This is a genomic window from Chryseobacterium koreense CCUG 49689 (genome assembly GCF_001045435.1).
Lineage (GTDB): Bacteria > Bacteroidota > Bacteroidia > Flavobacteriales > Weeksellaceae > Kaistella > Kaistella koreensis.
Genome location: NZ_LFNG01000009.1, coordinates 75,544 through 101,153 on the forward strand (window position 1 = coordinate 75,544; position 25,610 = coordinate 101,153).

General features: G+C 41.0%; 25 protein-coding genes. 11 read left to right on the plus strand and 14 right to left on the minus strand.

Annotated features, from left to right (window positions below; genetic code table 11):
• Positions 1 to 102 precede the first annotated feature (102 nt).
• Positions 103 to 2,643, minus strand: coding sequence for a type I DNA topoisomerase (gene topA, locus ACM44_RS07750; RefSeq protein ID WP_048499509.1), 2,541 nt, complete (start codon positions 2,641 to 2,643; stop codon positions 103 to 105).
• A gap of 186 nt (positions 2,644 to 2,829) precedes the next feature.
• Here topA and ACM44_RS07755 point away from each other — a divergent pair, with 186 nt between their 5' ends.
• From ACM44_RS07755 to ACM44_RS07785, 8 genes are all read left to right on the plus strand, one after another.
• Positions 2,830 to 3,306, plus strand: coding sequence for a DUF2062 domain-containing protein (locus ACM44_RS07755; protein ID WP_053215449.1), 477 nt, complete (start codon positions 2,830 to 2,832; stop codon positions 3,304 to 3,306).
• Between the two features lie 236 nt (positions 3,307 to 3,542).
• Positions 3,543 to 5,003 carry a sensor histidine kinase gene (locus ACM44_RS07760; protein ID WP_048499454.1) on the plus strand — a complete coding sequence of 487 codons (1,461 nt, stop codon included), beginning with the start codon at positions 3,543 to 3,545 and terminating at the stop codon, positions 5,001 to 5,003.
• A 72-nt stretch (positions 5,004 to 5,075) separates the two neighbouring features.
• Positions 5,076 to 8,483: an isoleucine--tRNA ligase gene (ileS, locus tag ACM44_RS07765; RefSeq protein ID WP_048499455.1), complete on the plus strand. Its 3,408-nt coding sequence runs from the start codon at positions 5,076 to 5,078 to the stop codon at positions 8,481 to 8,483.
• A 62-nt stretch (positions 8,484 to 8,545) separates the two neighbouring features.
• Positions 8,546 to 8,926 (plus strand): TraR/DksA family transcriptional regulator, encoded by a 381-nt coding sequence (locus ACM44_RS07770; RefSeq protein WP_048499456.1) that lies wholly within the window; start codon positions 8,546 to 8,548, stop codon positions 8,924 to 8,926.
• 94 nt (positions 8,927 to 9,020) lie between these two features.
• Positions 9,021 to 9,263, plus strand: coding sequence for a DUF6576 domain-containing protein (locus ACM44_RS07775; protein ID WP_048499457.1), 243 nt, complete (start codon positions 9,021 to 9,023; stop codon positions 9,261 to 9,263).
• Positions 9,264 to 9,326: 63 nt separating this feature from the next.
• Entirely contained in the window at positions 9,327 to 9,485 is a 159-nt protein-coding gene (locus ACM44_RS15465; RefSeq protein WP_168712020.1) for a DUF2683 family protein, read from the plus strand.
• A 71-nt stretch (positions 9,486 to 9,556) separates the two neighbouring features.
• Positions 9,557 to 10,204 (plus strand): lipoprotein signal peptidase, encoded by a 648-nt coding sequence (locus tag ACM44_RS07780; protein WP_048499458.1) that lies wholly within the window; start codon positions 9,557 to 9,559, stop codon positions 10,202 to 10,204.
• Between the two features lie 75 nt (positions 10,205 to 10,279).
• Positions 10,280 to 10,921, plus strand: a complete 642-nt coding sequence (locus ACM44_RS07785; RefSeq protein WP_048499459.1) for a SanA/YdcF family protein — start codon at positions 10,280 to 10,282, stop codon at positions 10,919 to 10,921.
• Between the two features lie 23 nt (positions 10,922 to 10,944).
• Here ACM44_RS07785 and ACM44_RS07790 read toward each other — a convergent pair whose 3' ends face one another.
• The 13 genes from ACM44_RS07790 to ACM44_RS07850 all read right to left on the minus strand — a co-directional run bounded on the left by ACM44_RS07790 (position 10,945) and on the right by ACM44_RS07850 (position 23,490).
• Positions 10,945 to 11,640, minus strand: coding sequence for an RluA family pseudouridine synthase (locus ACM44_RS07790; protein WP_048499460.1), 696 nt, complete (start codon positions 11,638 to 11,640; stop codon positions 10,945 to 10,947).
• Positions 11,641 to 11,727: 87 nt separating this feature from the next.
• On the minus strand, positions 11,728 to 12,234 hold the full coding sequence (locus ACM44_RS07795; protein ID WP_048499461.1) for an NUDIX domain-containing protein: 507 nt from the start codon (positions 12,232 to 12,234) through the stop codon (positions 11,728 to 11,730).
• Positions 12,227 to 13,141, minus strand: a complete 915-nt coding sequence (xerD, locus tag ACM44_RS07800; RefSeq protein WP_048499462.1) for a site-specific tyrosine recombinase XerD — start codon at positions 13,139 to 13,141, stop codon at positions 12,227 to 12,229. Before xerD ends, ACM44_RS07795 begins: the two co-directional genes overlap by 8 nt.
• A gap of 33 nt (positions 13,142 to 13,174) precedes the next feature.
• Positions 13,175 to 13,600, minus strand: coding sequence for a deoxycytidylate deaminase (locus ACM44_RS07805; protein ID WP_048499463.1), 426 nt, complete (start codon positions 13,598 to 13,600; stop codon positions 13,175 to 13,177).
• Between the two features lie 51 nt (positions 13,601 to 13,651).
• Complete coding sequence (locus tag ACM44_RS07810; protein WP_048499464.1) at positions 13,652 to 14,419, minus strand: enoyl-CoA hydratase/isomerase family protein; 768 nt, start codon at positions 14,417 to 14,419, stop codon at positions 13,652 to 13,654.
• 169 nt (positions 14,420 to 14,588) lie between these two features.
• The gene (locus ACM44_RS07815; protein ID WP_048499465.1) at positions 14,589 to 15,332 is read right to left on the minus strand and encodes a sulfite exporter TauE/SafE family protein; all 744 of its coding nucleotides are present in this window, start codon (positions 15,330 to 15,332) and stop codon (positions 14,589 to 14,591) included.
• Positions 15,323 to 15,778 carry a FixH family protein gene (locus ACM44_RS07820; RefSeq protein ID WP_048499466.1) on the minus strand — a complete coding sequence of 152 codons (456 nt, stop codon included), beginning with the start codon at positions 15,776 to 15,778 and terminating at the stop codon, positions 15,323 to 15,325. Before ACM44_RS07820 ends, ACM44_RS07815 begins: the two co-directional genes overlap by 10 nt.
• Before the next feature lie 6 nt (positions 15,779 to 15,784).
• The gene (gene ccoG / locus ACM44_RS07825; RefSeq protein WP_048499511.1) at positions 15,785 to 17,248 is read right to left on the minus strand and encodes a cytochrome c oxidase accessory protein CcoG; all 1,464 of its coding nucleotides are present in this window, start codon (positions 17,246 to 17,248) and stop codon (positions 15,785 to 15,787) included.
• 93 nt (positions 17,249 to 17,341) lie between these two features.
• The gene (locus tag ACM44_RS07830) at positions 17,342 to 18,220 is read right to left on the minus strand and encodes a c-type cytochrome (RefSeq protein WP_048499467.1); all 879 of its coding nucleotides are present in this window, start codon (positions 18,218 to 18,220) and stop codon (positions 17,342 to 17,344) included.
• A gap of 20 nt (positions 18,221 to 18,240) precedes the next feature.
• Positions 18,241 to 18,462, minus strand: a complete 222-nt coding sequence (locus tag ACM44_RS07835) for a cbb3-type cytochrome oxidase subunit 3 (protein ID WP_048499468.1) — start codon at positions 18,460 to 18,462, stop codon at positions 18,241 to 18,243.
• A gap of 23 nt (positions 18,463 to 18,485) precedes the next feature.
• The gene (gene ccoN / locus ACM44_RS07840) at positions 18,486 to 20,765 is read right to left on the minus strand and encodes a cytochrome-c oxidase, cbb3-type subunit I (RefSeq protein ID WP_048499469.1); all 2,280 of its coding nucleotides are present in this window, start codon (positions 20,763 to 20,765) and stop codon (positions 18,486 to 18,488) included.
• Positions 20,766 to 20,770: 5 nt separating this feature from the next.
• Positions 20,771 to 20,986, minus strand: coding sequence for a cbb3-type cytochrome oxidase assembly protein CcoS (gene ccoS, locus ACM44_RS07845; RefSeq protein ID WP_048499470.1), 216 nt, complete (start codon positions 20,984 to 20,986; stop codon positions 20,771 to 20,773).
• A 113-nt stretch (positions 20,987 to 21,099) separates the two neighbouring features.
• Positions 21,100 to 23,490, minus strand: coding sequence for a heavy metal translocating P-type ATPase (locus ACM44_RS07850; protein WP_048499471.1), 2,391 nt, complete (start codon positions 23,488 to 23,490; stop codon positions 21,100 to 21,102).
• Positions 23,491 to 23,579: 89 nt separating this feature from the next.
• Between ACM44_RS07850 and ACM44_RS07855 the strand changes: the two genes are divergently transcribed.
• From ACM44_RS07855 to ACM44_RS07865, 3 genes are all read left to right on the plus strand, one after another.
• The gene (locus ACM44_RS07855) at positions 23,580 to 24,293 is read left to right on the plus strand and encodes a Crp/Fnr family transcriptional regulator (protein ID WP_048499472.1); all 714 of its coding nucleotides are present in this window, start codon (positions 23,580 to 23,582) and stop codon (positions 24,291 to 24,293) included.
• Between the two features lie 170 nt (positions 24,294 to 24,463).
• Positions 24,464 to 25,279: a 3-methyl-2-oxobutanoate hydroxymethyltransferase gene (gene panB, locus ACM44_RS07860; protein WP_048499473.1), complete on the plus strand. Its 816-nt coding sequence runs from the start codon at positions 24,464 to 24,466 to the stop codon at positions 25,277 to 25,279.
• On the plus strand, positions 25,279 to 25,605 hold the full coding sequence (locus ACM44_RS07865; protein WP_048499474.1) for a hypothetical protein: 327 nt from the start codon (positions 25,279 to 25,281) through the stop codon (positions 25,603 to 25,605). Before panB ends, ACM44_RS07865 begins: the two co-directional genes overlap by 1 nt.
• Positions 25,606 to 25,610: the final 5 nt, after the last annotated feature.

Sequence of the window (25,610 nt, forward strand, 5' to 3'; positions counted from 1 at the left end):
TGGATATTCCACATCTGAAAAACAAAAAAAACCAAATCGCAAGAAAAAAAAACTGCGACCAAATAGTCGCAGTTCTTATAATATAGATATTTTCCGAAAATTTTACTTTTTCTTAACCCCCGTTTTCTTTGCGGCTGCTTTTTTTACCGGCGCTTTTTTCGGTTGCTCCTTGAATGCATTTTTATCTTGCGCTGAAATCCATTTTTTCACCTCATCCAAAGAAACTTCCTTCAGTTCCTCCGCTGTGTATTTTTCATCATTTTTGTTTTTGGGGATTTTGAACATTGCTTTTCCGAACTTGATGAATGGTCCCCATCTTCCGTTCTCAATAGAGATTTTCTCTTTTTCCCATTGTTGGATGTAGCGGTTTGCTTCCTTCTCCAATTTCGCATCGATCAGTTCATTGATATCGCTTTGGGACAGGTTCGCGAAATCATATTTCTTAGGGACATTCACATAGATCGACTGGTATTTTATGAAAGGTCCAAATCTGCCGGTTCCTTTGGTCACCGGTTCGCCCTTATAAGTTGCAATTGGGGCATCTGCGATTTTCTTTTCCCTGATAATTTCTTCAGCCCTCTCCTGGTTCACGGAAAGCGGGTCTTCCCCTCGAGGAATTGAGATGAATGTTTCTCCCCATTTTACATAAGGTCCAAACCTGCCAACTCCGATGGTTACAGGTTTTCCTTCAAAATCTTTCAGATCAAAAGGAATTTTGAATAACTCCAGTGCCTCTTCCAAAGTGATGGTCGCAATATTTTGACTTGCCATCAAACTGGCAAAGATTGGCTTTTCTTCATCATCTTGCTCACCAATCTGCACCATGGGTCCGAATCTTCCAATTCTTGCGATCACGTTCTTACCGGATTTGGGGTCTATTCCAAGATGCCTTTCTCCTGTTGCACGTTCTGCGGTTTCCTCCACGTTTGAAATTTTTGGGTGAAACTCCTTATAGAAATTCCCCAATACTTCCTTCCATTTTTCGGCCCCATTGGCAATTTCATCAAAATCCTGCTCCACTTTCGCCGTGAAACCGTAATCCAAAATCTCTGCGAAATTGTTGGTCAGAAAATCATTCACTACTTCACCAATATCGGTGGGAACGAATTTATTTTTATCTCCACCAAATTTTTCAACCAAGACCTGTTTCTTAATTTCTTTGGTCAAAGTCATTTTCACGATTTCTCTTTCGTGCGGAAAAACTTCACGCTTGTCCACATATTCGCGGTTTTGAATCGTTTGAATCGTTGGCGCATAAGTAGATGGACGACCGATTCCCAACTCCTCCAGCTTTTTGACCAAAGCCGCCTCGGTATATCTTCCGGTAGGTTTAGTGAATTTCTCGGTGGCTTCAATTTTTTCATAGGTCAACACTTCGCCTACCGAAACTTTCGGCAGCAGTTTATCGGTATTTTCCTCCTCGTCCTCATCGGTTTTCGCAATTCCATAAACCCTTAAGAATCCATCGAAAATAATGACTTCTCCATTTGCTTCAAAATGCTGCGGAAGTTTGGGATTACCGATCTCAATGATGGTTTTTTCAATTTTTGCATTGGCCATTTGCGATGCCATTGCTCTTTTGTAGATAAGTTGATAGAGCTTATTCAGCTGCACATCTCCTACAGATTTCACTGAAAAATCGGTCGGGCGAATAGCTTCGTGCGCTTCTTGTGCAGATGCCGATTTTGTGGTGTAATTTCTTGGATTGGAATACTGTTCGCCGAACTCTGAAATGATTTGCGATTTTGCAGCATTGATGGCTTCCTGCGAAAGATTCACGGAGTCGGTTCGCATATAAGTAATATATCCTTCTTCGTAAAGTCGCTGTGCAACTCGCATCGTGGTCGTAACTCCGTATCCCAATCGGTTACTTGCTTCCTGCTGTAAGGTGGAAGTGGTAAATGGTGCCGACGCAGAACGGGTTCCGGGTTTTTTTTCCACGTTCAACACTTTGAACTCTGTATTTTTTGCCAGGTTTAAGAATTCTTCGGCTTCATTCTCTTTGGAGAAATCTTTTTTCAGTTTCGCCGAAATATCCTGCTTTTGCGAATTTTTGAAAATCCCATCCACTTTAAATGAAGATTTTGGAACAAACTCCCGAATCTCATTTTCTCTATCCACAATTAATCTCACCGCCACGGACTGAACTCTTCCTGCAGAAAGTCCGGTTTTGACTTTTTTCCAAAGGACCGGCGACATTTCAAAACCCACGATTCGGTCCAAAACCCTTCTCGCTTGTTGTGCATTAACCAGATTTTGGTCTATTTTCCTGGGATTTTCAATTGCCTTTAAGATGGCATTTTTTGTGATTTCGTGGAAGACGATTCGTTTGGTGTTCTCTTCATTGAGTTTTAGTTCCTGCGCCAAATGCCACGCAATCGCCTCTCCTTCACGGTCTTCATCGGAAGCGAGCCAGACGGTTTCGGCTTTTTTCACCGATGTCTTCAGTTCGCTCACAATTTTCTTTTTGTCGGCTGAAACCTCATAATCGGGCGTGAAAGTGGTCAAGTCGATTCCCATTCCTTTCTTGGGTAGATCGCGGATATGTCCGAAACTGGATTTCACTTCGAAATCCTTTCCCAAGTACTTTTGAATGGTCTTCGCTTTCGCAGGCGACTCAACTATGACGAGATTTTTTGACATCCTGAAAATTTTTGCAAAAGTAGAGGATTTTTTTTTAGTGCAAATTTTTCTACCCATTTCTCTTTAAAACCGCAAGGTTTTTGCATTGACTCGTGTGAAATAATTAACAGTGTTTGAACTGAAAATCATTCTTGTTAAAGTTCAATATATAGGAAGATACTACCTTTGTAAAAAGATTTTTAAGCATTGCAAAACTTCATCAAAAATAGCATCCAAAGCCAAAAGGTTTTTTACAGATATTTTCGGAGAAAAGGATTCCGAAGGTTTCTAAAAGAAAATGTGCTGGAAAGTGAGGGAAGCAACGAGACAAAAGCAAAATCAATTGCGCTTGGGATTTTCATTGGGATTTCTCCGTTTTGGGGGCTGCATTCCTTTTTGGCAATTTCGCTTTCCGTCTATTTCAAACTGAACAAAGTGCTGACTTTCATGGCTTCCCAGATTACTTTTCCGCCGCTGATTCCATTCATCATTTTCCTTTCGGTCTTGGTGGGAGCGCCTTTTGTAGGTGGGGAGACTTCATTTGAAAACATCACTTTCAATACAGAATTCATAAAGAGCAATTTACTTCAATACATAGTTGGAAGCCTCATTTTGGCGGCATCATCGGGTGTCTTTTTCGGATTTCTATCTTATTTTGTTTTGCGCTTATTCAATAAAAAGTAAGCTTCACATCTCTTTTTGCCAACTATTTTAGGCTGAAATTGATAAGAATGTCTTAATTTTCAGCCAAAAAAGAAAGTTCCCTGTCATTAATCACCTCCTGTTTGCAATAATTTTTTTTAAATTCGTCAAATCCGGTACATTGACATTTCTCAAACATGCAATAACTTAAAAAAACTGACCAATTTCATCCAAGTCTTCATCTGGGAATTCCAGAAAAAGCGTCTGAAACATAAAACATGAGTCCTTTTGAAATCATCATCGAAAACGAAACTTACGGAAGCATTCTATATTTTGTGCTTGGCGGGCTAGTTTTACTTTCGGCTTTCCACCTGATGATGTTTTTCCAGAACCGGCAAAGCTCCTATCTGCTCTACAGCCTATATGTGCTTTCTTCATTTCTGGCTTACCTTCCGGTTGCAGAAAACGGCTTCATCGCGCATCTATCGGATCTCCTTCGGTTTGATCATTCCTCAAAACAGTTCTTCACCTTTACTTTCAATTGCATTTACTTTTTCTTTTTTACGGCGTTTCTGAACATTAAAAAAATTAATGCAAAGTGGTACAAGATCATCACTTTGCCGGTCATTATCCTCATGGTGCTTAACGTTTTGAGCTATTTGATGGTTAATATTTTCAAGAATGAGCAGCAATTCATCCTGATCCAAAAAATCTTCATTATCCTTATTACCATTCAAACCGTAGTTTCCTTCATGATTTTAATGAAAGTGAAAAACAACCTTAAATATTACATTATTTTCGGTGGCATCTTTTTATTTCTGTGCTCGATGATCGGCGAAAAGTCCATTCGCGAACTTCCCTTCATCAACATTTCAAAAAAAATGGGCGACTTCATATTCTATATAGGACTTTTCATTGAAAATATTGCATTCTCTGTTGCATTGGGACATCGGCAACGAATCATCACTAAAGAAAAAAAGATATTCCACGACAATTTCGTCAATGAACTCAAGAAAAATGAATTATTGAAAAACCAGATTCATACCGAGAATCAGAAAAGGGTACTCGTGGAAAACCAACAGATCAGATACCTTCAGGAGATTTCAGACTTGAAGCTGTCCATCCTGCAAAGTCAGATGAACCCGCACTTTATTTTCAATGCGCTGAATTCCGTGAAGTATTATATTTTAGAGCATGACACCGAGAATGCGGCGGAATATCTCACCAAATTCTCCAGAATCATACGCACCATTCTGTATGCATCCACGGTGAAAGACTTCACCCTGGAACAGGAATTGGAAACCATCAAAATTTATGTGGAAATAGAAAATCTTCGATTTTCAGACCATATCGATTTCACCATTAATATCTCACCGGAAATCGATATCAAAGCAGTCACACTTCCGCCCATGGTTTTGCAGCCGTTCATTGAAAATGCAATTATCCACGGTATTTCCACCGTTCAAAATAAAAAAATACAAACTGATATTCGGAAAAAAGACGGCTTTATTGAAATTGCCATTTCAGACAACGGCATCGGTCGAAAAGAAGCGGCAAAAGCAAAAGCCAGTTCCAACCCGAATCGCAAATCAATGGGAGTCCGGATCGCGAATGAAATGATGAGCACTTATTTTGAAGACGAAAAACACCGAATCACCTACTTCGACCTGGAAGAAAACGGTGCCGCCGCAGGAACAAAAGTGTTGATTGAAATCCCGTGGCGCAACCAATTGAACTAAAAGCAAAACTCAGATTTCGGTAAAAATTCCGTATATTCGCAACCTTAATTTTTCGAACAGAATTTGCTGACAATGAAGAAGTTTAACGAATATAAAAACCTTGACTTAACCGCAGTTTCAGATCATATCATAAAATTCTGGAACCAAAACGAAACCTTTAAAAAATCTGTGGAAATCCGCGAAGGACAACCGGAATTCGTATTCTATGAAGGACCGCCTTCTGCAAACGGAATGCCGGGAATCCACCACGTGATGGCTCGTGCGATTAAAGATATTTTCTGCCGTTTCCAAACCCAAAACGGGAAAAAAGTTTTCCGAAAAGCAGGTTGGGATACCCACGGTTTGCCAATAGAATTGGGCGTGGAGAAAGAATTGGGAATCACCAAAGAAGATATCGGCATAAAAATTTCGGTCGAGGATTACAACAAAGCTTGCCGCGAAGCGGTAATGCGTTATACGGACGTTTGGAATGACCTTACCGAAAAAATAGGTTATTGGGTGGATCTGGAAAACCCATACATCACCTACGAACCGAAATATATGGAAACCGTTTGGTGGCTCCTGAAGCAGCTTTATGACAAAAATTTATTGTACAAAGGTTACACGATTCAGCCGTATTCGCCAAAAGCGGGAACCGGACTTTCTTCCCATGAATTGAATCAGCCGGGAACTTACCGTGATGTTTCGGATACCACCGTTGTTGCGCAGTTTTCGATTAAGAAATTCTCAGAAAATCTAGCATCCAAACTTTCCGCTCTGCAACTCTCCAACACTCCTACGCAAATTCTTGCTTGGACCACCACTCCGTGGACTTTGCCTTCAAACACCGCACTTGCAGTGGGAAAAGACATTGAGTATGTTTTGGTGAAAACATTTAACCAATATACTTTTGAGCCGATTAATGTGATTTTGGCGGCTGTGCTTTTGGAGAAAAATTTCGGCAAAAAATATTTTCAAGGAACCGATGAAGATTTCGCAAACTACACTTCTGAAAACAAAACGATTCCTTACCAAATTTTGGCGGAATTCACCGGAGCAGATTTGGCCGGAACCGATTATGAGCAATTGATTCCATGGTTTTTGCCGGCAGAAAATCCGGAAAAAGCATTCCGAGTAATTGTAGGAGATTTTGTGACCACTGAAGACGGAACCGGAATCGTGCACATTGCGCCGACTTTCGGTGCAGACGACAACCGAGTTGCACAGGAAAACGGAATCCCGCCGATGTTGGTGAAAGATTCCCATGACAACTTGGTTCCACTGGTGGACTTGACCGGAAAATTTTTGAAAGGCGACCAAGTTCCTGAAGTTTTCAGCGGAAAATACATTAAAAACGAATATTATGATGACGGAACTGCTCCTGAGAAATCTTGGGATGTGGAATTGGCAATCCTTTTAAAAACAGAAAACAAGGCTTTCAAAGTTGAAAAATACGTGCACTCCTATCCGCACTGTTGGCGAACTGACAAACCTGTTTTGTATTATCCATTGGATTCTTGGTTCGTGAAAATGACTTCTGTGAGAAACCGTTTGGTGGAACTGAATGAAACCATCAACTGGAAACCGAAATCCACAGGTGAAGGAAGATTTGCAAACTGGCTGGAAAATGTAAACGATTGGAATCTTTCCCGATCAAGATATTGGGGAATTCCTTTGCCTATTTGGAGAAGCGAAGATTTGAAGGAGGAGAGAATTATTGGTTCGGTTGAAGAACTGATGACTGAAATGGAGAAATCCATCGAAAGCGGTTTTATGGCGAAAAATCCTTTTGAAGGATTTGAAATCGGAAATATGTCCGAAGAAAATTACGCAAAGGTTGATTTGCACAAGAATTATGTGGATGAAATCATCCTGGTTTCAGATTCCGGAAAACCGATGAAGCGCGAAAGCGATTTGATTGATGTTTGGTTTGATTCCGGTTCAATGCCTTATGCACAATTGCATTATCCTTTTGAAAACAAGGAATTAATCGATGGCAGAAAGGCGTTTCCTGCCGATTTCATCGCAGAAGGAGTTGACCAGACCCGTGGTTGGTTTTATACGCTTCATGCGATTGCCACGAGTGTTTTTGATTCCGTTGCCTATAAAAACGTAGTTTCGAATGGTTTGGTTCTGGACAAAAACGGCCAAAAAATGTCGAAACGTCTGGGAAATGCAGTGGACCCTTTTGAAACTTTGAAAAAATACGGTCCGGATGCGACAAGATGGTACATGATATCCAATGCGAATCCTTGGGAAAACCTGAAATTCGACGTGGAAGGAATTGACGAAGTTCGCAGGAAATTCTTCGGAACACTTTATAATACCTATTCGTTTTTTGCGCTTTATGCAAATGTGGATGGATTTGATTATGCTGAAAAAGAGGTAGAAAACCGCCCGGAAATTGACCGGTGGATTCTCTCTGAACTCCATATTTTGGTAAAAGAGGCCACAGAATTTTATCAGGATTATGAACCGACAAAAGTCGCGAGAGCCATCAATACTTTCGTTAATGACAATTTAAGCAACTGGTATGTAAGACTTTGCAGAAGACGTTTCTGGAAAGGCGATTACACCGAAGATAAGATTTCGGCATACCAAACATTATATACCTGTTTGGAAACGGTGGCGAAACTTTCTGCACCTATTGCGCCATTCTTTATGGATCAGCTCTATCAGGATTTGAATTCCGTAACCGGAAAAGATGCTGCCGAAAGTGTTCATTTGACAGACTTTCCGAAGGTTAATGAACAATTGATTGACCTGAATCTGGTCGAAAAAACGCATTTGGCACAAAGCATAACCTCGATGGTGTTTTCACTGAGGAAAAAAGAAAACATCAAAGTTCGGCAGCCACTGCAAAAAGTGATGATTCCGGTTTTGGATAAAAAAACGGAAGAGCAGATTTTGGCAGTTTCAGAACTCATCAAACAAGAAGTGAATGTGAAGGAATTGCAGTTGATCAACGCGGAAGAAGCGTCCCATTTAATTGTAAAACAGATCAAACCAAACTTCAAAACGCTTGGTGCGAAACTTGGAAAAGACATGAAAGCCGTTGCTGCAGAAATCAATGCGATGACTTCAGACCAAATCGCAAATTTGGAAAAAGAAGGTGTGATGACTTTTTCCGGTCACGAAATCGCACTTGAAGATGTGGAAATCCTCACCAAAGATATTCCGGGATGGACCGTGACCAGTGAAGGGAAAATCACTGTGGCATTAGATTTGACGATCACCGACGAATTAAAATCCGAAGGAATCGCCCGGGAATTCATCAACAGAATCCAGAATTTGCGCAAAGAAAAAGATTTCGAATTAACTGACCGAATTGTAATCACTTTGGAAGAAAATTCACCATTTAGCAAAGAAATTATTAACAATACGCCATATATTTCAGAAGAAGTATTGTGCAATCAAATAGAATTTGTAAATTCACTGTCAATTTTTGACGAAATCGAGATTGATGAAGTAAAATTTAAAGTTAACGTAGGAAAAGTTTAACCATTGTTGAAAAGTACTAAGTTTTTAGATGGACTTGAACTTTTTGAACCAAATTAAAAATTATGACTGAAGACAGACAACGATACAGCGATGCTGATTTGCAGGAATTTAAGAAAGTGATTCTGGAAAAAATAGCCAAGGCAGAAAAAGATTTGATGCTCATTAATGAAAGTTTTTTGAACGACCAAAACAACGGAACCGACGATACTTCCCCGACTTTTAAGGCATTCGAGGAAGGGGCGGAAACCCTGAGTAAGGAACAAAACGCCATTCTAGCCGGAAGACAGGAAAAGTTTCTGCGTGACCTGAAAAACGCATTAATCCGCATCGAAAATAAAACCTACGGAATCTGCCGAGTCACCGGGAAACTCATTCCGAAAGAAAGACTCATGGCTGTTCCGCACGCTACTTTGAGTATTGAGGCGAAGAATATGCAGCGATAAATTCGTTTAGTGTACCCATTGAAATGTGCATTGTATAAGGTGTTCCTAAAAATACGTTATGCTTTGTACATTTTACTTTTTAGCCATTTAAATAATGAATACGATACTCATCATTTTGGCGGTCCTCGTGATCTTCGCTTATTTTTTCCGAAAAGAAATTAAAGAAAAAGTTTTGCCGGATGAAGAAAAGAATTACACGATAGACGACAAATTCAATTCCGAAAAGATTTCCAGACAGAAGGAAATCGACCAATTGCTGAGCAAAATGGGAGAAAACGGCATCGATGATTTGTCGGAAAAGGATCGGAAAAGGTTGGATGAGTTATCGAAAAAATAAGAATAAGTCATAAGCGTTGTTAAGGCTTTGAGCCTTAACAACGCTCCCCCCAAAAAAAATAAAATGGAATCAATCATCGTTCACCCCAAAAACCAAATGGAACTCAATGCGCTGAAAAGCACCTTGAAGGAAATGGGCATTAAAATTGAAAAATTTCACACCCGGAATTCCAAAACTGAAATCAAACCTTCTGTAAAAAAAGAAACCAAACCTAAAAAATAGAAACGGAAAAAGACCGTGGAGACGCAGGATGAAAATCTCTGATCTCCACGCTCATCATCTCCAAGCTCATCATGAAGAAAATCGCACTCATCACCTTGCTCATCCTTTTTATCGACCAGGCTTCTAAATTCTACATCAAAACCCATTTCCAGTTGGGAGAAAGTGTTCCCGTTTTGGGACAGGACTGGTTCCGGCTCACTTTCGTGGAAAATCCGGGAATGGCTTATGGATTCCATTTCGGGGGATTAATCGGGAAGTATTTTCTGGTGATTGTGAGGCTCTGTTTAATTGGCGGAATGATCTATCTTTTCAGAAAGTGGCTAAAAGAGGGAATTCACAGCAACTACCTTTTGATTCCCATGGCGATGATTTTAGCCGGTGCCATCGGAAATTTAATTGATGGAATGTTTTATGGATTGATTTTCGACAGCGGAAGTGTTTACGAAGAGAGTATCCAGCGATGGATCGATTACGGAGGAGTTTCCAAAGTGGTTCCGTTTGGCGAAGGATATTCATCTTTTATGAAAGGCTGCGTAGTGGATATGCTGCATTTCCCGCTTGTGAACTGGAATGTTCCTGAAAACTTCCCGCTGATTGGCGGAAAGCACATTGAGTTCTTCAAATATATTTTCAACGTGGCGGATTCCGCAATTACAGTCGGCGCAGCTTTACTGTTGATTTTCAGGAAGAAGGCTTTTCCACATGGATTGGAATTTTAGTTCATAGAATAAAGAGCATAGAGCATAGAGCATAGAGCATAGAGCATAGAGCATAGACGAAATTAGTAAGTGCTGATGAAAGTTTTAAAAAAAATAACCTTCCTATTCCTGATACTTTTTGTGTTAGGAATTTTTTCTGTTTGGTTGGCCAACTTGACGGTTACCAAAAGTACCGCGAAATATGTCACTGCTGACCTCTCAAAACTTGGCGATCAAAAAGTGGGTCTGGTTTTGGGAACCAGCGAAAAAACCGGCAGAGGATACACCAATTACTATTTCAAATACCGCATCGACGCCGCCGAAAAACTCTATAAATCTGGAAAAGTGAAATACCTGATCGTAAGCGGCGACAATTCCCAAAAGAATTATAACGAGCCGGAAGATATGATGAACGCGCTCATTGCGCGCGGAATTCCGAAGGATAAAATCTACCAGGATTTTGCTGGTTTCCGTACTTTGGATTCGGTGCTTCGGGCCGAAAAAATTTTCGGGCAAAAATCCTTCATCATCGTTTCTCAAAAATTCCACAATGAAAGAGCAGTTTATCTTGCACGAAAAAACAATATCCAAGCTTATGGCTTCAATGCTGAAGACGTGAAAAAAATGGGCGGCCTGAAAACCAAAACCCGCGAATATTTAGCCAGGGTAAAGGTTTTTGTGGATTTGCTTTTCGAAGTGGATCCCAAGTTTGGTGGGGAAAAGGTTATGATTCCTTAATACGAATGATTACTTTTCCCATTTCACTCACACGCCTTCCAAACAGAATCATTCTCCGGAACCGGAGCGATAATTTCAAGATTTTCTTTGGTTACAGGATGCACAAACTCCAACTTTCTGGCATGAAGGTGGATTCCGCCATCTGGATTGGAACGTGCGGAACCGTATTTTAAATCGCCTTTAATGGGAACCCCAATTTTGGACAACTGCGCACGAATCTGGTGATGTCGACCGGTTTCCAAATCGATTTCCAATAATTGAAAATTATCCAACTCTTTAATTATCTGATAATTGAGAATAGATTCCTTCGCTCCCGGTGAGGGTTTCGGAAAAACGGTCGCTTTGTTGGTCTTTTCATTTTTCTGCAGATAATGAGTCAAACGCTGGTTTTGCGGAATCATTTCCTTTGGGACAATTGCCCAATACGTTTTCCTGATTTCCCGGTTTTTCACCATCTGCGTCAATCTCGAAAGCGCTTTTGAAGTTTTGGCATAAATCACCAATCCGGAAGTTGGCCGGTCAATCCTGTGAACCAAACCAAGGAATACGTTTCCTGGTTTTTGATCACGTTTTTTGATGAAATCCTTGATCAGCTCCAGCAGTGAAAAATCGCCGGTCTTATCACCTTGCACGAGTTGCCCCACTTTCTTATTGATGACGATGAGGTGGTTGTCTTCAAAAACGATTTGTGATTCGGTGAAGTTTCGGGATTCCTGCATGGATGAATTTTATGGCCTCAAAATTACGCTAAAAATTAAACTTTGGAAAATAGGTGACCTTGACATTTCTTTTAAAAAAAAACCGTATCAATATAGCTTTTCAAAGAAAAACTTCTGCGAGTCGAAAGCAATTTCTTCCACATTGATTTCGGATTTTTTGATCCAGACCGTTTCCGAGATTTCTGACAATTCCAGTTTTACTTCGAACTTTTCAGCAACCTCATATTCGTAAAAAAGGTCTAAAGTGTGGTAAGGAATGTTTTTGTATAGATAGATATTGGGCAAGCTTGCCAAATATTTGAGTTGGGAAACGTCAACACTAATTTTCATTTCCTCAAAAAGTTCACGCACACAGGTTTGTTCGGCATTTTCTTTCGGATCCACAAATCCTCCCGCTAAATCTAATTTTCCTTTTCGCGGTTCCTGATTTCTTCTGGTGAAAAGGATTTCATTGCCACAGCGGATTACCACTGCAACCGCACCTGCAACATTATGAAACAATACGTAGTCGCAATTAGAGCAGCTCCATTTCTTTTCGCCATCCCAGATCAGGGTTTTATGTCCGCATTTTGGGCAAAATTTCAGATCATCCATTCGCAACTCGGTTTCGCGGGTGGTAATTGATAATAACATCCCGAAGTTCTTCATTTTTCAAATGGGTGTAAATTTCTGTGGTGGCAATGCTGGAATGACCCAACATTTCCTGAATATATCTCAAATCTGCCCCATTTTGCAAAAGATGTGTAGCAAAGGAATGTCTGAAAGTGTGTGGCGAAATCTTCTTGCTGATGCCCGCTTTTTCGGCCAGTTCTTTGATGATGATAAAGACAATAACCCTTGACATGGCCGAGCCGCGGCTATTTAGAAAAAGGATGTCTTCAAAGCGTTTGTTGATCTTGTTTTTCATCCGAACATCCCGGATAAAATCCTTGATCAGTTTTGCGGTAAATTCAGCCAGCGGAACAAATCTGGTTTTATCGCCTTTTCCATCAATTTTTATGTAAAGTTCTTTAAAATTGATATTAGAAATCCGCATATCGATCAATTCGGAAACCCGCAAACCGCATCCGTACAGGACTTCTATCATGCAGTGGTTCCTTTTACCCAGATCAGTGGAAACATCAATGGCGTTGATGATCCTTTCCACATCGTGAAAACTAAGGGTATCTGGAAGGTAAAGCCCCAGTTTCGGGCCTTCCAGCAAAGTGGAAGGATTATCTTCCCGTATTTCATCTTCGGAAAGATAGTTGAAGAATGCTTTGATGGACGAAATCCATCTCGCCTGAGTGCGTTCGCTGAATTTTTGCTTCGAAAGCTGGAACAGGTATTCCTGGATATTTTCATAAGAAATATGAAGCGGACCGGTGTTTTCCAGATCCCGTTCGGAGTAATCACGGAGCTTTTTGATATCCCGTAGATAAGCATCAAGTGTGTTTTCAGAAAAGTTTCGTTCGAACTTCAGAAAATTCTCAAAGTCTTTAATTTTTTCATCCCAAGTCATTTTGTGTGTTTTTAATGGTTTTATGTCAAGTTTCTAGGTCAAGTCTTCATTAGATATTTTCAGTATTTCAATTCCATGATTTTTAAGAAATGCTATTCCGTCATTGTCAGAATATTCATCCACATAAACTATTTTCTTGATTCCGGCCTGCAAAACGAGCTTGCTGCATTCCTTGCAAGGCGAAAGGGTGAGATAAAGCGTGGCGTCTCTGGCGGATTGGGTGGATCCTGCCAATTTCAAAATGGCGTTGGCTTCTGCGTGCAAAACGTACCAATGGGTTTTTCCGGCATCATCTTCGCAACAATTTTCGAATCCGGAAGGTGTTCCATTGTAACCGTCGGAAATAATCATTCGGTCTTTCACGATCAGTGCTCCCACTTGCCGCCTTTTGCAATAGGACAGTTTTGCCCATTCCTTCGCCATTTTCAGATACGCGATGTCAAACTTGGTGATGATCATTAATCTTCGGGTATAAATTAAATCTACATGTTTCCATTTTTTATCGATGCTTTAGAAAGCCGGCTTTCTCTTTTCAAGAAAAGCTGCAACACCTTCTTTTTTGTCTGCCATTTCAAAAAGTTCACCGAAAGATTTGATTTCATTTTCAAACCCTGCATCGGTATCAGAAAGGTTCACCGCCGCTATTGCTTTTGAAATTGCCATCGGAGAGTTTCTGGAAATCGTGATGGCCAATTCTTTTGCTTTGGGTAAAAGTTCCTCCGGGCTGAAAACATCATTGACCAATCCGATTTCTTTCGCTCTTTGTGCGGAAATCATTTTTGCCGAAAAGATCATTTCATTGGCCAAACCTTTTCCTACCAACTTTGGTAAACGCTGTGTGCCACCATATCCCGGAATTAATCCCAGAGTCACTTCCGGCAGTCCGAGTTTGGCATTATCTGAAGCATAGCGAATGTGGCAGCTCATCGCCAGTTCCAAACCTCCACCTAACGCAAAACCATTGATCGCGGCAATCACGGGTTTATTCAGGTTCTCTATTTTATCAGTCATGCTTTGGTGACCTTTTGTGGCAAGTTCCTGCGCTTGTGCACTGCTAAAATCCGAAAACTCCTTGATGTCTGCACCTGCAACGAATGCTTTTTCACCACTTCCGGTGATAATCGCAGTGCGGATACTTGAATCTTTGGCGATTTGATCCACCGCTTCACTGAGTTCGGCAATGGTTTTCACATTGAGCGCATTCAGGCTTTGAGGACGGTTGATGGTGATCGTCGCAACGGGTCCTTCGGTTTCGAAAATGATATTTTCGTATGACATATATCTTTATTAGTATTGAATCGTTTAATATAATGCAAATTACTACTTTTTCCTGACAAGATAAAACCTTTTTAATTATTTGATGAACAATTGGTTTTTCAATGGGAAAATTCTGAATTTTGCGGAAAGTAGCGAATATTATTCCACAGCAAAAAAAGAAGAATCTTGCTTAATGGCAGGTTTCGTGATTTCCCTGCTGATGTTCGTTGGAATTATTATGAATGACTTTTAGTGCTTCCTTTTTAGGCGAAATTAAGGGTATTCCGATTTCCATTCCGCGAAGGATGAATAACCCACCCAGAATAATCATCATCACAGGGACTATTTTCAAGACTTTGATTCGAAATGCGTTGGTCATTAAGCTTCCCAGTAGCACTACCGAAAACATAAAGGGGAGCGTTCCCAAACCAAAAAGCGCCATGAAAACTGCACCCTTCCAGATTCCTCCTGCCGCCAAACTCGCGGTCAGTGCCATGTAAACCATTCCGCACGGTAGAAATCCATTGAGTATTCCGGTGGTAAATCTGGAACGGTAATCGGCTTTTTGCAGCAATTTTCCCAGATTCATTTTCAGCCGGTAAAGAAACTTGGACAGAAAAGGGATTTTAGAGGCGAAATCTTTACCCCCAAAAGAGAAAACCGCCATCACGATCAAAATAATACCCACGGCAATCGTTAAATATTGTTGAATTCCGGCCATTTCAAAACCTTGACCCACAATGCCTAAAATTGCTCCAAGAAGCGAATAGGTGAAGATTCTTCCGAACTGGTAAATCAAGTTTTGGAAGTAATAGTTGGTGGATTGCTTTTTGGTCAATCCCATCGACAATGCAATCGGTCCGCACATTCCTATGCAGTGAAATCCAGATGCGAAACCCAGTCCAATTGCCGAAATGATGAGTGTTAATTCCATAAAACGTCGTAATCCAACTGGAAGGGCTTATTGTTCTGCTTCCACTTTAGCATCAAAGTGTAAGATCCCTGTTTGAGAACTTTGGCAGGAATCAAAACCGAGTTGCCGCCATCCAGCGATAATTCCTTTTTCACATCCAGATTCTTGTCATCCGTCCTGAAGAGCACGAAGCTGATGTTCTTGTGGTCTGGATGCTCCGAGGCGGGAAAAGTGATTTTTATTCCGTCTTTAGTTTGCTGATAAACGGGTTTCTCTCCGAGTTGCTCGGCATTTTTCTTGGCGTCTATAACCGTTTGGTAAGCCAGTTCGTCTTCGTAATAGTTATCGGAAACCAGCTCGGAATTCTGTTTCCCGTTCGGGAAAACCAAAACCATAAACATGATAAACCCTATAAAAGCTGCCAATGCGATGGCAACGCCGTGTCCCCAATGAAAGTTCTTAAACATTGATTATTAAAATTGAATTTTAAATGGCCCCTCAAAATAAGTATCGAAAGAGTCCAAAAGTTTTCCGGATTCGTCATAAACGCCTATTTTCACGTTCTGTTTTGAAAGTTTGATCTCTTTCTCCGGGAATGAAATATTTACTGTTCCTCTGATCATGTCGTCCTTCTTCATTAAAATGGTTCCAGATTCGCTCAGGGAAATTTCACCGTGTTGCGGTTCAATGACTTTGATGGTCACCTTCTGGTCCTTATTGGATTTATTTAGGAAGGTATAATTGTAGGTATTGGTAATCTTGCCGTCTCTCACGAAATAAGATGCTCCTGCCGGTTTGATGAATTTGGCTTCCATGGAACCTCTGTTTCCCAGCAAGAATCCAAGGAATGCGACCATCAGTATCAAAACCGCGGTATATGCTTTCATTCTGGAGGTAAATTTGAACGGCACCTCCTTTTCAATTTCATCTTCGGTTGCGTAGCGGATCAGTCCTTTTGGCAATCCTACTTTCACCATCACCTCGTCACAGGCATCAATACAGGCGGTACAATTCACACACTCCAGCTGTTGGCCGTCTCTGATGTCGATTCCGGTCGGGCAAACCACCACGCACTGATTGCAGTCAATACAGTCTCCTTTTCCGGCTGCTTTTCGATCTTCGCCTTTTCTCCATTTGGCCCGGTTTTCTCCCCGTTTAAAGTCATAATACACATTGATCGTTTGCTTATCAATCAGTACACCCTGCAATCTGCCATAAGGACAAACCAAGGTACAAACCTGCTCACGGAACCAGGCGAATGTGAAGTAGAAAGCCGCCGTGAACAAAATCATGACCATGAAATTGGTCAAATTCACGAAAGGTCCTTCCTGCATGATTCTGAAAACTTCTTTGTAACCCACGATGTACATGAACATCCAATGCGTGATGACCAGCGAAATAAGAATGTAAATTCCCCATTTAAGGAATCTTTTCCAGATTTTTTCGGCGTTCCATTCCTGTCGGTCAAGTTTCATCTGTTTGTTTCGGTCTCCTTCAATCGCGTATTCAATTTTTCTGAAAACCATTTCCATGAAAATGGTTTGCGGACAAATCCAACCACAAAAGATCCGACCAAAAACCACGGTAAACAGAATAATGAAAACAATGGAGGTAATTGCGCCCAATGCGAGGATAAAGAAATCCTGCGGATAAAAAGGTTGCCCCAAAATAAAGAATTGCCGATCCAAAATATTGATCAACAACAGTGGATTTCCGTGAATTTTCACGAAAGGCAACACAAAAAACACTACAAGTAAAAGAATCGCGACAAGTGTGCGGTAATTGGTGTACTTTCCACTGGGCTTTCTAGGGAAAACCCACTTTCGCTTTCCGGTTTGATCCATAGTTCCTACGGAATCCCTGAAAGTTTCTGCCTCGATTACCTGTCCTTCGCCGCCCATTAATTCTTCGCGGTAAGATTGCTGCTCGTCTGCCATTTGTTCTTTTGCATTAAAAAAAGAAAACACGCTCCATATCCCTTGATTTAAAAGATACCGAAACGTGTTTCCCTATATGTGTATATTTAAGTGTTATTTCTCCCAGTGAGCGACTGTTCCTTGTGGAGCAGCACCACCTTGAGCAGGAGTAATTGGTTGTACTTCTTGGTTAATGTGATAGACATAAGCGGCCACATTTTGAATATCAAATCCGGTTAAAACTCCATTTTTTCCCCATGCCTGCATCGCAGGATTGTTTGGCGAACCGTTTTCAACCACGTGAAAAACATTTTTGAAAAGCGTTTTTTCCGGTTGGTTGATCCAGGAATTATCGGTCAGGTTTGGCCCGATTCCTCCTTTCCCACCTTCGCCGTGACAAGAAACACAGTTGGTCTTGAAGACCTCTTCACCTGCCGCAATATTGTCTGGTGAATAAGTTGCATTCTCTATTGTTGGTGGCGGAGTGTTCTTGATATATTCGGCAATACTTGCGGTTTGCGCTTTGTATTCCGCATCGTACTCAGAAGTTTGGTGTGCGAAATCAGTGAAGGAATAAGCAAGAATATAAACGATGCAATATGCAACCCCAAACCAGAACAGTCCAAGCCACCATTTTGGCAACTGGTTGTCTAGTTCCATAATTCCATCAAAACCGTGGTCAATCAGGATGTCTTTTTCTTCAGTGTTTGACTGCTTTTGGAATGCACTCTGATAAAGCCCTTTGAAATAAGGAGTTTTCCTTAGTTCCAGATATTGAGCTTTCTCTGCTTGGTTCAATTTTGAGAATTTTTGGTTCTCAATCAAGTCCCCAATCGCATGATGGATTAAGGCCAGAATCACACTGATTACCGCAGTTCCCCAGAAGTAAGGAGAAGTGAGGAATGAAGTGCTCTGCACAAACATGAAGTACACAATGAATAAAATCACTAGTATTACAAGAATTGTAATATATACGGGTGTTCTCTGTTTCATAATAGTTAATTTTTTAAAAATTAAAGTTTACCGGCGGTACCGTCGTCTTCATCATGTTCGTCATCGATGTTGTCGTCGTCCAAAGGAGCGTTCGCAGCATCATCGTAATATTTTTTCGGGCGGGAGAATACAAAGTAAAGAATCCCCAGAAAAAAGATGATGAAAAGAAGTAGGGCAATTGTCTGAAGCAGACCTGCGTTCTCACCGTTTGACAATATGTCCCTAAAACTTTGCGGTATCATTCGATTTGTACTTTAATTATGAATTAGTTTGTGCTTGCAGTTTTTATTTCAGTTGTTTTAATGTCTGTACCGAGCCTTTGCAGATAAGCGATCAAGGCAATGATTTCCTTTTTCTCCAGCGGAGTGAAGTTAGCCGGATCTGCCGCTTTTCTCTCTTCATATGCTTTTTTCACGTCAGCTGCTTCAGAGTAAATCTGTTTCACGATGTGAGCTGCCTGATTATCTGCCCATTGATTGGCTGAATCAATTTCCGCTTGTGTGTAAGGAACATCGAAAACATTCTTCATCAATTCAATTTTAGCGACCATTTTGCTTCTGTCCAAATCATTGGCAATCAACCAAGGGTAACGTGGCATGATGGAACCTGCCGAAGTAACTCTTGGGTTCAGCATGTGTTTGTAATGCCATGAACTTGGGTTTTTGCCACCTTCTCTGTGCAAATCCGGACCGGTTCTTTTGGAACCCCAAAGGAATGGACGGTCATAAATAAATTCACCCGCTTTGGAATATTGCCCGTTTTTACCATTAAATCTCACCACTTCATCACGGAACGGACGAATAACCTGGGTGTGACAAGCATTACAACCTTCTCTAATATAAAGGTCCCTACCTTCTAATTCTAATGGCGAATAAGGTTTCACGGCAGCAATGGTCGGTACATTATCCTTTATCGTCAAAGTCGGAACAATTTCCACAAAACCACCGATTGCTACTGCAACGAATGAAAGCACTGTCAACAAAGTAGGCATTCTTTCAATCCACAGGTGAAGTCCTTCTCCTTCTTTTCTTTGATTGCTGATTTTTGCCAATGCCGGCGCTTCCGCAGGAACTTCTTTCTGGAATGAACCACTTCTCACCGTTGCAATTACGTTGATTGCCATCAAAATTGCACCGGTAATATAAAGCAATCCACCCACAAATCGCATTTCATAATAAGGGATAATCGCGGTCACGGTATCCAGCCAGTTTTTGTAAACCAAGGTTCCGTCTGGATTGAATTGCTTCCACATCAAACCTTGGGTAAATCCGGCGATATATAAAGGAACCGCATAGAAAATAATTCCCAAAGTTCCCAACCAGAAATGCCAGTTTGCCAGCTTGGTTGACCACAGCTTTGTTCTCCACATAATCGGCAGTAGATAATAAATCATACCGAAAGTCATGAAGCCATTCCAACCAAGGGCGCCAATATGAACGTGACCAATTACCCAATCGGTAAAGTGGCCGATTTTATTTAAAGTTTTAGTGGCCAGAACCGGACCTTCGAAAGTCGCCATACCATAGCAGGTTACCGCTACCACAAAAAATTTCAGTACCGGATTTTCTCGAACCTTGTCCCAAGCTCCTCTTAGAGTAAGGAGTCCGTTCAACATTCCTCCCCAAGACGGAGCAATCAGCATGATAGAGAAACCTGTTCCCAAAGCTTGTGCCCAACCCGGAATTGCAGTGTACTGCAAATGGTGTGGACCTGCCCAAATATAAACGAAAATCAATGACCAGAAATGGATGATCGATAATTTATACGAGAACACAGGTCTGTCTGCTGCTTTTGGAAGGAAGTAATACATCAACCCGAGGATTGGAGTCGTCAACACGAATGCTACCGCATTGTGACCATACCACCATTGAACCAAAGCATCTTTAACTCCAGCATAAGCGGAATAGGATTTCCAGCCCGTAAATGATAATGGAACTTCTAAGTTATTAAAGATATGCAACATGGCGATCGCAACCCAAGTTCCAAGGTAGAACCAAATGGCTACATACAGGTGACGAACCCTTCTGTTGATGATCGTCATGAACATATTGATACCAAAGATCACCCAAATCACCGTAATCAGAATATCGATTGGCCATTCATGCTCAGCATATTCTTTTGAAGTATTGATCCCCAAAAAGAAGGTGATCACTACCGCAACGATCATCAATTGCCATCCCCAGAAGTGAATCCACGAAAGCGTATCGCTCCACATTCTTGTTTTCAGAAGTCTTTGCAGCGAGTAATAAGCTCCGGCAAAGAAACCGTTACAAACAAATGCGAAAATTACCGCACTGGTATGAATCATCCTGATACGTCCAAAACCGAATGCCCCATGCGAATTGATTAAACCCTGCAAATTTCCGCTCTGCAAACTTTTGATGGTGACATCATCGGTTCCAAGGAAATATTCAGGAAGCTCCGGATAGAAAAGCATCAAAGCTGCGGTAAGTCCGAATAAGAAGCCGATAATCCCAAAGATTACGGTCGCATAAAGGAACGCGCGCACAATGCCGTTGTCATAACTAAACTTTTGTGTTTCCATATAAATTAATCACTTTTTTCTACTGTATCTTTTTTTTGATCCTCCTCATTCACCTCACTTGATTCCTTTTCCTCCTTGATAAGCTCATTATCGAGTAAAATGCGCACTGCCGGCGATTCGTCATCCTCAAACTGTCCCTTTTTTGCATTTACAATAAAAATGATCAAGAAGACTACAGCCAACGTAACGCTGCACAAAATCATCAAATAAAGTATATCCACGCCGCTGCAAATTTAAAAATAATGTGGCTCAAAAATAGCCAAAAATTATGATTTTATTCAAAGACTGTTAATTATTGTTAATTTAAAACCCTTCTAAATAAGAAACCATATTACTACCGTTTGATTCTGAAATATTTAATGCTTCGGTACCATGTGGCAGCAGAAGTGAACGCCACCACCGATATTGAACTTATCGGCATCAGAATCGCTGCGAAAAGCGGTGAAACATATCCTGCCACCGCAAAACTTACCCCTATCACGTTATAAAACAAACTGATCGCAAAAGTCATTTTTACAATGGTCATCGCGTCCTTTGAAAATTGCAGATACTTATGAAGATCCACCACTTTCTCGCCGGACATGATGACATCCGATGATGGGGTGAATGAATTGGTGTCATCTGCAACTGCAATCCCAATATTGCTCTGCTTCAATGCTCCCGCATCGTTTAAGCCGTCTCCCAGCATCGCAACTTTTTGATTGCTGTCCTGCAAGTTTTTGATGTAGTTCAGCTTATCTTCCGGACTTTGGTTGAATGCCATTCCTTCCACATTCGGAATCATGGTTTTCAGCATTTTTTCTTCTGATGAATTGTCACCGCTCAGAATATGGATTTTGTAGCCATAAAGCCTTTTGAATAAAGATTTTAAATTTTCTCGGTATTCATTCTTAAAAATAAATTTCCCCAGAAATTCGTCATTTTTTCCGATATGGACCGCCGTTTCCAAATTCCTGGATTCCTGCCCGACCAAAGTCGAAGAACCAATTTTGTAAATCGTGCCACGAACAGAAGCTTCATACCCTTTTCCTGGAATTTCCTTAAAATTCTCAACCGGAAAATACCCGTCTTCAATCTCTAAGAAGTCATATAGCGCTTTTGATAAAGGGTGGTTGGAATTTTTGACCAGACTTTTGATGTTCTGCAGGTCAAATTCCTGAAGGGGCGCTCCTTCATATTTAATGTCTGCTCTTTTCTGATGGGTGATCGTTCCGGTTTTGTCAAAGACCAAAGTTCCGATCTTTGAAATTTTCTCGATGGTCAAAGCATCTTTCACGTAAAATTTGTTCCGTCCCAAAATCCGCATCACATGACCAAAAGTAAAGGGAGCAGATAGCGCCAATGCGCATGGACAGGCAATAATCAGAATTGCGGCAACCACCTGAAACATTTTCTCGAAATCTACCTGGATCCAGTAAATACCTGAAATTAAAGTGATTCCCAAAATAACAAAGGTGAAATATTTGGAAATATGGTTGGTCAGCGTATCCAGTCCTGTTTCGTGTTTTTTAAAAGCTTCCTTATTCCAAAGCTGGGTCAAATAGCTTTGATTCACGGTTTTAATGACCTCCAGTTCCAGCGCGGAACCCATCTGTTTTCCTCCTGCAAAAATTTTGTCGCCCGCCGTTTTCGGAATGGAGGCACTTTCACCGGTGATAAAACTGTTGTCGATATTTCCTTCGCCATTGATCAAAATGGCATCAACCGGAATAATTTCCTGATTTCGAACCATAATCCGGTCACCCACCTTTAACTCTGAAAGTAAAATATTTTCCTGTTTTCCGTTAAAATCGACCTTAGTGACTGCAATTGGATAAAATGATTTGTAATCTCGGTCGTAAGAAAGTGCGCTGTAAGTTCTCTTCTGGAATAATTTCCCCATCAGCATAAAAAACAAAAGACCGCACAACGTGTCAAAATATCCCGCACCATAATCGGTCAGTACTTCATAAATACTTCTTCCGTAAAGCATTAAGATTCCCAACACAATCGGCACGTCGATATTCACAATCTTATGCTTCAAGCCAAACCAGGCCGATTTGAAATAATCTGAGGCAGAATAAAATACCACCGGTGTCGCCAATAAAAACATGATGAACCGGAAAAGGCTCTTGTATTTGTCAAACCAAAAATCGCTGGTTCCCATCACTTCTGCCGCATATTCCGGATAGGAAAAAAACATTCCGTTCCCGAAAGCAAATCCTGCAATCGCCCATTTGATCAATAAAGTTTTGTCATAGGATTCCTCTTTCTTTTCGGCGGTCTCTAAATTAATGACGGGTTTGTAGCCTAAATTGGTAAGGAATTTCGCGAGTTCACTCAGCTTCAGTTCTTTTTGGTTAAAAGAAATCTGAACAGTCTTGCGGGTAAAATTAACCTGTGAATAATTGATATTGGCATTCAAATTCTGAAGACTTTCCAGCAGCCAAATGCAGGACGAGCAGTGAATGACCGGAATTTTTAAAGTCACCAAACTGGTGTTCCCCTCCGAAAAATCAGTGACTTTATCGAAAATTTCGGGCGCGTCGAGATAATCAAACTGGGAAATATTTTCGTCATCCGGTCGAATTCCTGAACGTTTATTGAGCTCATAGAAATTCCCCAAATCATGGATGTTCAAAATTTCATACACCGACTTGCAGCCCACGCAGCAAAAGACCTTCTCATCGAAGGACACCCGTTCTTTCGATAAATCCTGACCGCAATGAAAACAATTTTCCGCCAATTTAAGTAAAATTTTAACAGGCAAAATTATGACAAATAAATTTGTGCTTCGGGTTTAATTGTCCTATTTTTGCTGATAAATGTCATAATATGTCACTTGAAAAACAAACCCTTATTGAAGAGAGTCTGAAAAGTACTTTTAATGAAGAATCGTTTAAAAACACGCTCTCGGCAGCTGATTTCGAAAAATACTTGTCATCTCGACAATTCTTGAAATTCCATAAAGGCGAAACCATTTTTGAAGATGGTGAAATGGCCAAAGGTGTTTATCTCATTAAAAATGGAACTGCAAAACTCTCCAAATTGGGCGTTTATGGCAAAGAACAAATTCTCCGCTTCATCAAAGAGGGCGACTTAATCGGATACCGCTCCATCCTTTGTGGCGAAGATTTCCAGGCAAAGGCAGAAGCGATGACCGATCTGGAAACCTCATTTCTTCCGTCTGATGTTTTCCTGCATTTATTGGAGGTAGATTCCAAACTCTCATTCGTAATGCTGCAGAAAATCGCTTTCGAATTGGGGGAATCTTCAAATACCGTGACTTTCCTGGCACAAAAAACCGTGAGAGAACGGCTGGCGGAAATCCTTTTGCTGCTGGAGCAGAAATTGGGAACTGATCCTGAAGGATTCATCAAAATATCATTAACCCGCGAAGAAATCGCAAACATCATTGGAACCGCCACAGAAAGTGCGATCCGCCTTATTTCTGAATTTAAGCAAGACGGATTAATAGAAGTTGAAGGCCGCCTTATCAAAATCCTGAATCATGAGAAGTTGATTAAGCTCGGTCACGTTGTCATATAATTAATTGGTGGGAAATACTAATTAATATTGCCTTAAAGCTGGTTGAACTGATCTATTTCGGGTTTGTTATTTTAAGAATGCAGCCGAAATGAAGTTTTTTCCAATTGCCAAATTTATTATTTCCCAATTCCATTATTCATTTTTAATAAATCATTATTACTTACCCCAAAATGAGCGTACATTCCGAAATCAAAAAAATAACCACCGAGACTTTGCGAAAAATGAAATTCGACAAAGAAAAGATCACTATGCTCACCGCTTATGATTTCACGACTGCTAAAATGGTGGACGCAGGCGGAGTTGATGCCATTTTGGTGGGCGATTCCGCATCAAATGTAATGGCGGGCTACGAAACCACTTTGCCCATTACTTTGGACCAGATGATTTACCACGCTCAATGCGTAATCCGCGGAGTTGACCGAGCGTTGGTCGTGGTGGATTTGCCTTTTGGCAGTTACCAGTCCAATCCCGAAAAAGCGCTGGAATCCGCAGTAAGAATCATGAAGGAATCCGAAGCACACGCCATAAAACTCGAAGGTGGAAAGGAGGTGGAAAAATCCATCAAAAAAATCGTCAATGCAGGAATCCCGGTGATGGGACATTTGGGATTGACCCCACAATCCATTTACCAATTCGGAACCTATAAAGTGCGTGCAAAAGAGGAGGAAGAAGCCGAAAAACTCATCAGCGATGCCAAACTTTTGGAAGAACTGGGCTGTTTCTCTGTAGTTTTGGAAAAAATACCCGCGGCTTTAGCCAAAAAAGTTACAGATAGTGTTTCCATTCCAACCATCGGAATTGGAGCCGGACCACATTGTGACGGGCAAGTTCTCGTGTACCACGACATGGTGGGAATGAACAAGGATTTCTCGCCGAAATTCCTGAGGAGATACCTGGATTTATATACCGAAATTACCGGCGCGGTTTCCCAATATGTGAAGGATGTGAAAAGCACGGATTTCCCTAACCAAGAAGAGAGTTACTGATGAAAAAGGATACCGCGCTCATTCAGGGAGTTTTATCCATCGCGGCATTGATTTGTCTGGTGGTGGGATTTTTCAACCTTTTGTCTCCCGAACTCAACGATTTATTGTTCCACAAGGTTTTCTACGTTTTGATCGGTGCCAGTTTCTTTTTGCAGGCCCCGATGTTGGCAAACAGGAATTTCCTATATCCAATGTATTTGGCGGCAATTCTTTGCGTGATCGGCGCATTTGTTCCGGCCGGATCATCGTTTTCTTCAGTGAAAACAATCGGACTTTTTGCAGGAGTGATTTTGTCTTTGTTTAATAGACCGAGAATGCAGAAGTAACATTT

Excerpts from the sequence above, each read along its gene's own strand:
- topA (WP_048499509.1), bottom strand. The coding sequence starts at position 2,643 with ATGTCAAAAAATCTCGTCATAGTTGAGTCGCCTGCGAAAGCGAAGACC.
- ACM44_RS07760 (WP_048499454.1), top strand. The coding sequence starts at position 3,543 with ATGAGTCCTTTTGAAATCATCATCGAAAACGAAACTTACGGAAGCATT.
- ileS (WP_048499455.1), top strand. The coding sequence starts at position 5,076 with ATGAAGAAGTTTAACGAATATAAAAACCTTGACTTAACCGCAGTTTCA.
- ACM44_RS07770 (WP_048499456.1), top strand. The coding sequence starts at position 8,546 with ATGACTGAAGACAGACAACGATACAGCGATGCTGATTTGCAGGAATTT.
- ACM44_RS07775 (WP_048499457.1), top strand. The coding sequence starts at position 9,021 with ATGAATACGATACTCATCATTTTGGCGGTCCTCGTGATCTTCGCTTAT.
- ACM44_RS15465 (WP_168712020.1), top strand. The coding sequence starts at position 9,327 with ATGGAATCAATCATCGTTCACCCCAAAAACCAAATGGAACTCAATGCG.
- ACM44_RS07780 (WP_048499458.1), top strand. The coding sequence starts at position 9,557 with ATGAAGAAAATCGCACTCATCACCTTGCTCATCCTTTTTATCGACCAG.
- ACM44_RS07785 (WP_048499459.1), top strand. The coding sequence starts at position 10,280 with ATGAAAGTTTTAAAAAAAATAACCTTCCTATTCCTGATACTTTTTGTG.
- ACM44_RS07790 (WP_048499460.1), bottom strand. The coding sequence starts at position 11,640 with ATGCAGGAATCCCGAAACTTCACCGAATCACAAATCGTTTTTGAAGAC.
- ACM44_RS07795 (WP_048499461.1), bottom strand. The coding sequence starts at position 12,234 with ATGGATGATCTGAAATTTTGCCCAAAATGCGGACATAAAACCCTGATC.
- xerD (WP_048499462.1), bottom strand. The coding sequence starts at position 13,141 with ATGACTTGGGATGAAAAAATTAAAGACTTTGAGAATTTTCTGAAGTTC.
- ACM44_RS07805 (WP_048499463.1), bottom strand. The coding sequence starts at position 13,600 with ATGATCATCACCAAGTTTGACATCGCGTATCTGAAAATGGCGAAGGAA.
- ACM44_RS07810 (WP_048499464.1), bottom strand. The coding sequence starts at position 14,419 with ATGTCATACGAAAATATCATTTTCGAAACCGAAGGACCCGTTGCGACG.
- ACM44_RS07815 (WP_048499465.1), bottom strand. The coding sequence starts at position 15,332 with ATGGAATTAACACTCATCATTTCGGCAATTGGACTGGGTTTCGCATCT.
- ACM44_RS07820 (WP_048499466.1), bottom strand. The coding sequence starts at position 15,778 with ATGTTTAAGAACTTTCATTGGGGACACGGCGTTGCCATCGCATTGGCA.
- ccoG (WP_048499511.1), bottom strand. The coding sequence starts at position 17,248 with ATGGCAGACGAGCAGCAATCTTACCGCGAAGAATTAATGGGCGGCGAA.
- ACM44_RS07830 (WP_048499467.1), bottom strand. The coding sequence starts at position 18,220 with ATGAAACAGAGAACACCCGTATATATTACAATTCTTGTAATACTAGTG.
- ACM44_RS07835 (WP_048499468.1), bottom strand. The coding sequence starts at position 18,462 with ATGATACCGCAAAGTTTTAGGGACATATTGTCAAACGGTGAGAACGCA.
- ccoN (WP_048499469.1), bottom strand. The coding sequence starts at position 20,765 with ATGGAAACACAAAAGTTTAGTTATGACAACGGCATTGTGCGCGCGTTC.
- ACM44_RS07855 (WP_048499472.1), top strand. The coding sequence starts at position 23,580 with ATGTCACTTGAAAAACAAACCCTTATTGAAGAGAGTCTGAAAAGTACT.
- panB (WP_048499473.1), top strand. The coding sequence starts at position 24,464 with ATGAGCGTACATTCCGAAATCAAAAAAATAACCACCGAGACTTTGCGA.
- ACM44_RS07865 (WP_048499474.1), top strand. The coding sequence starts at position 25,279 with ATGAAAAAGGATACCGCGCTCATTCAGGGAGTTTTATCCATCGCGGCA.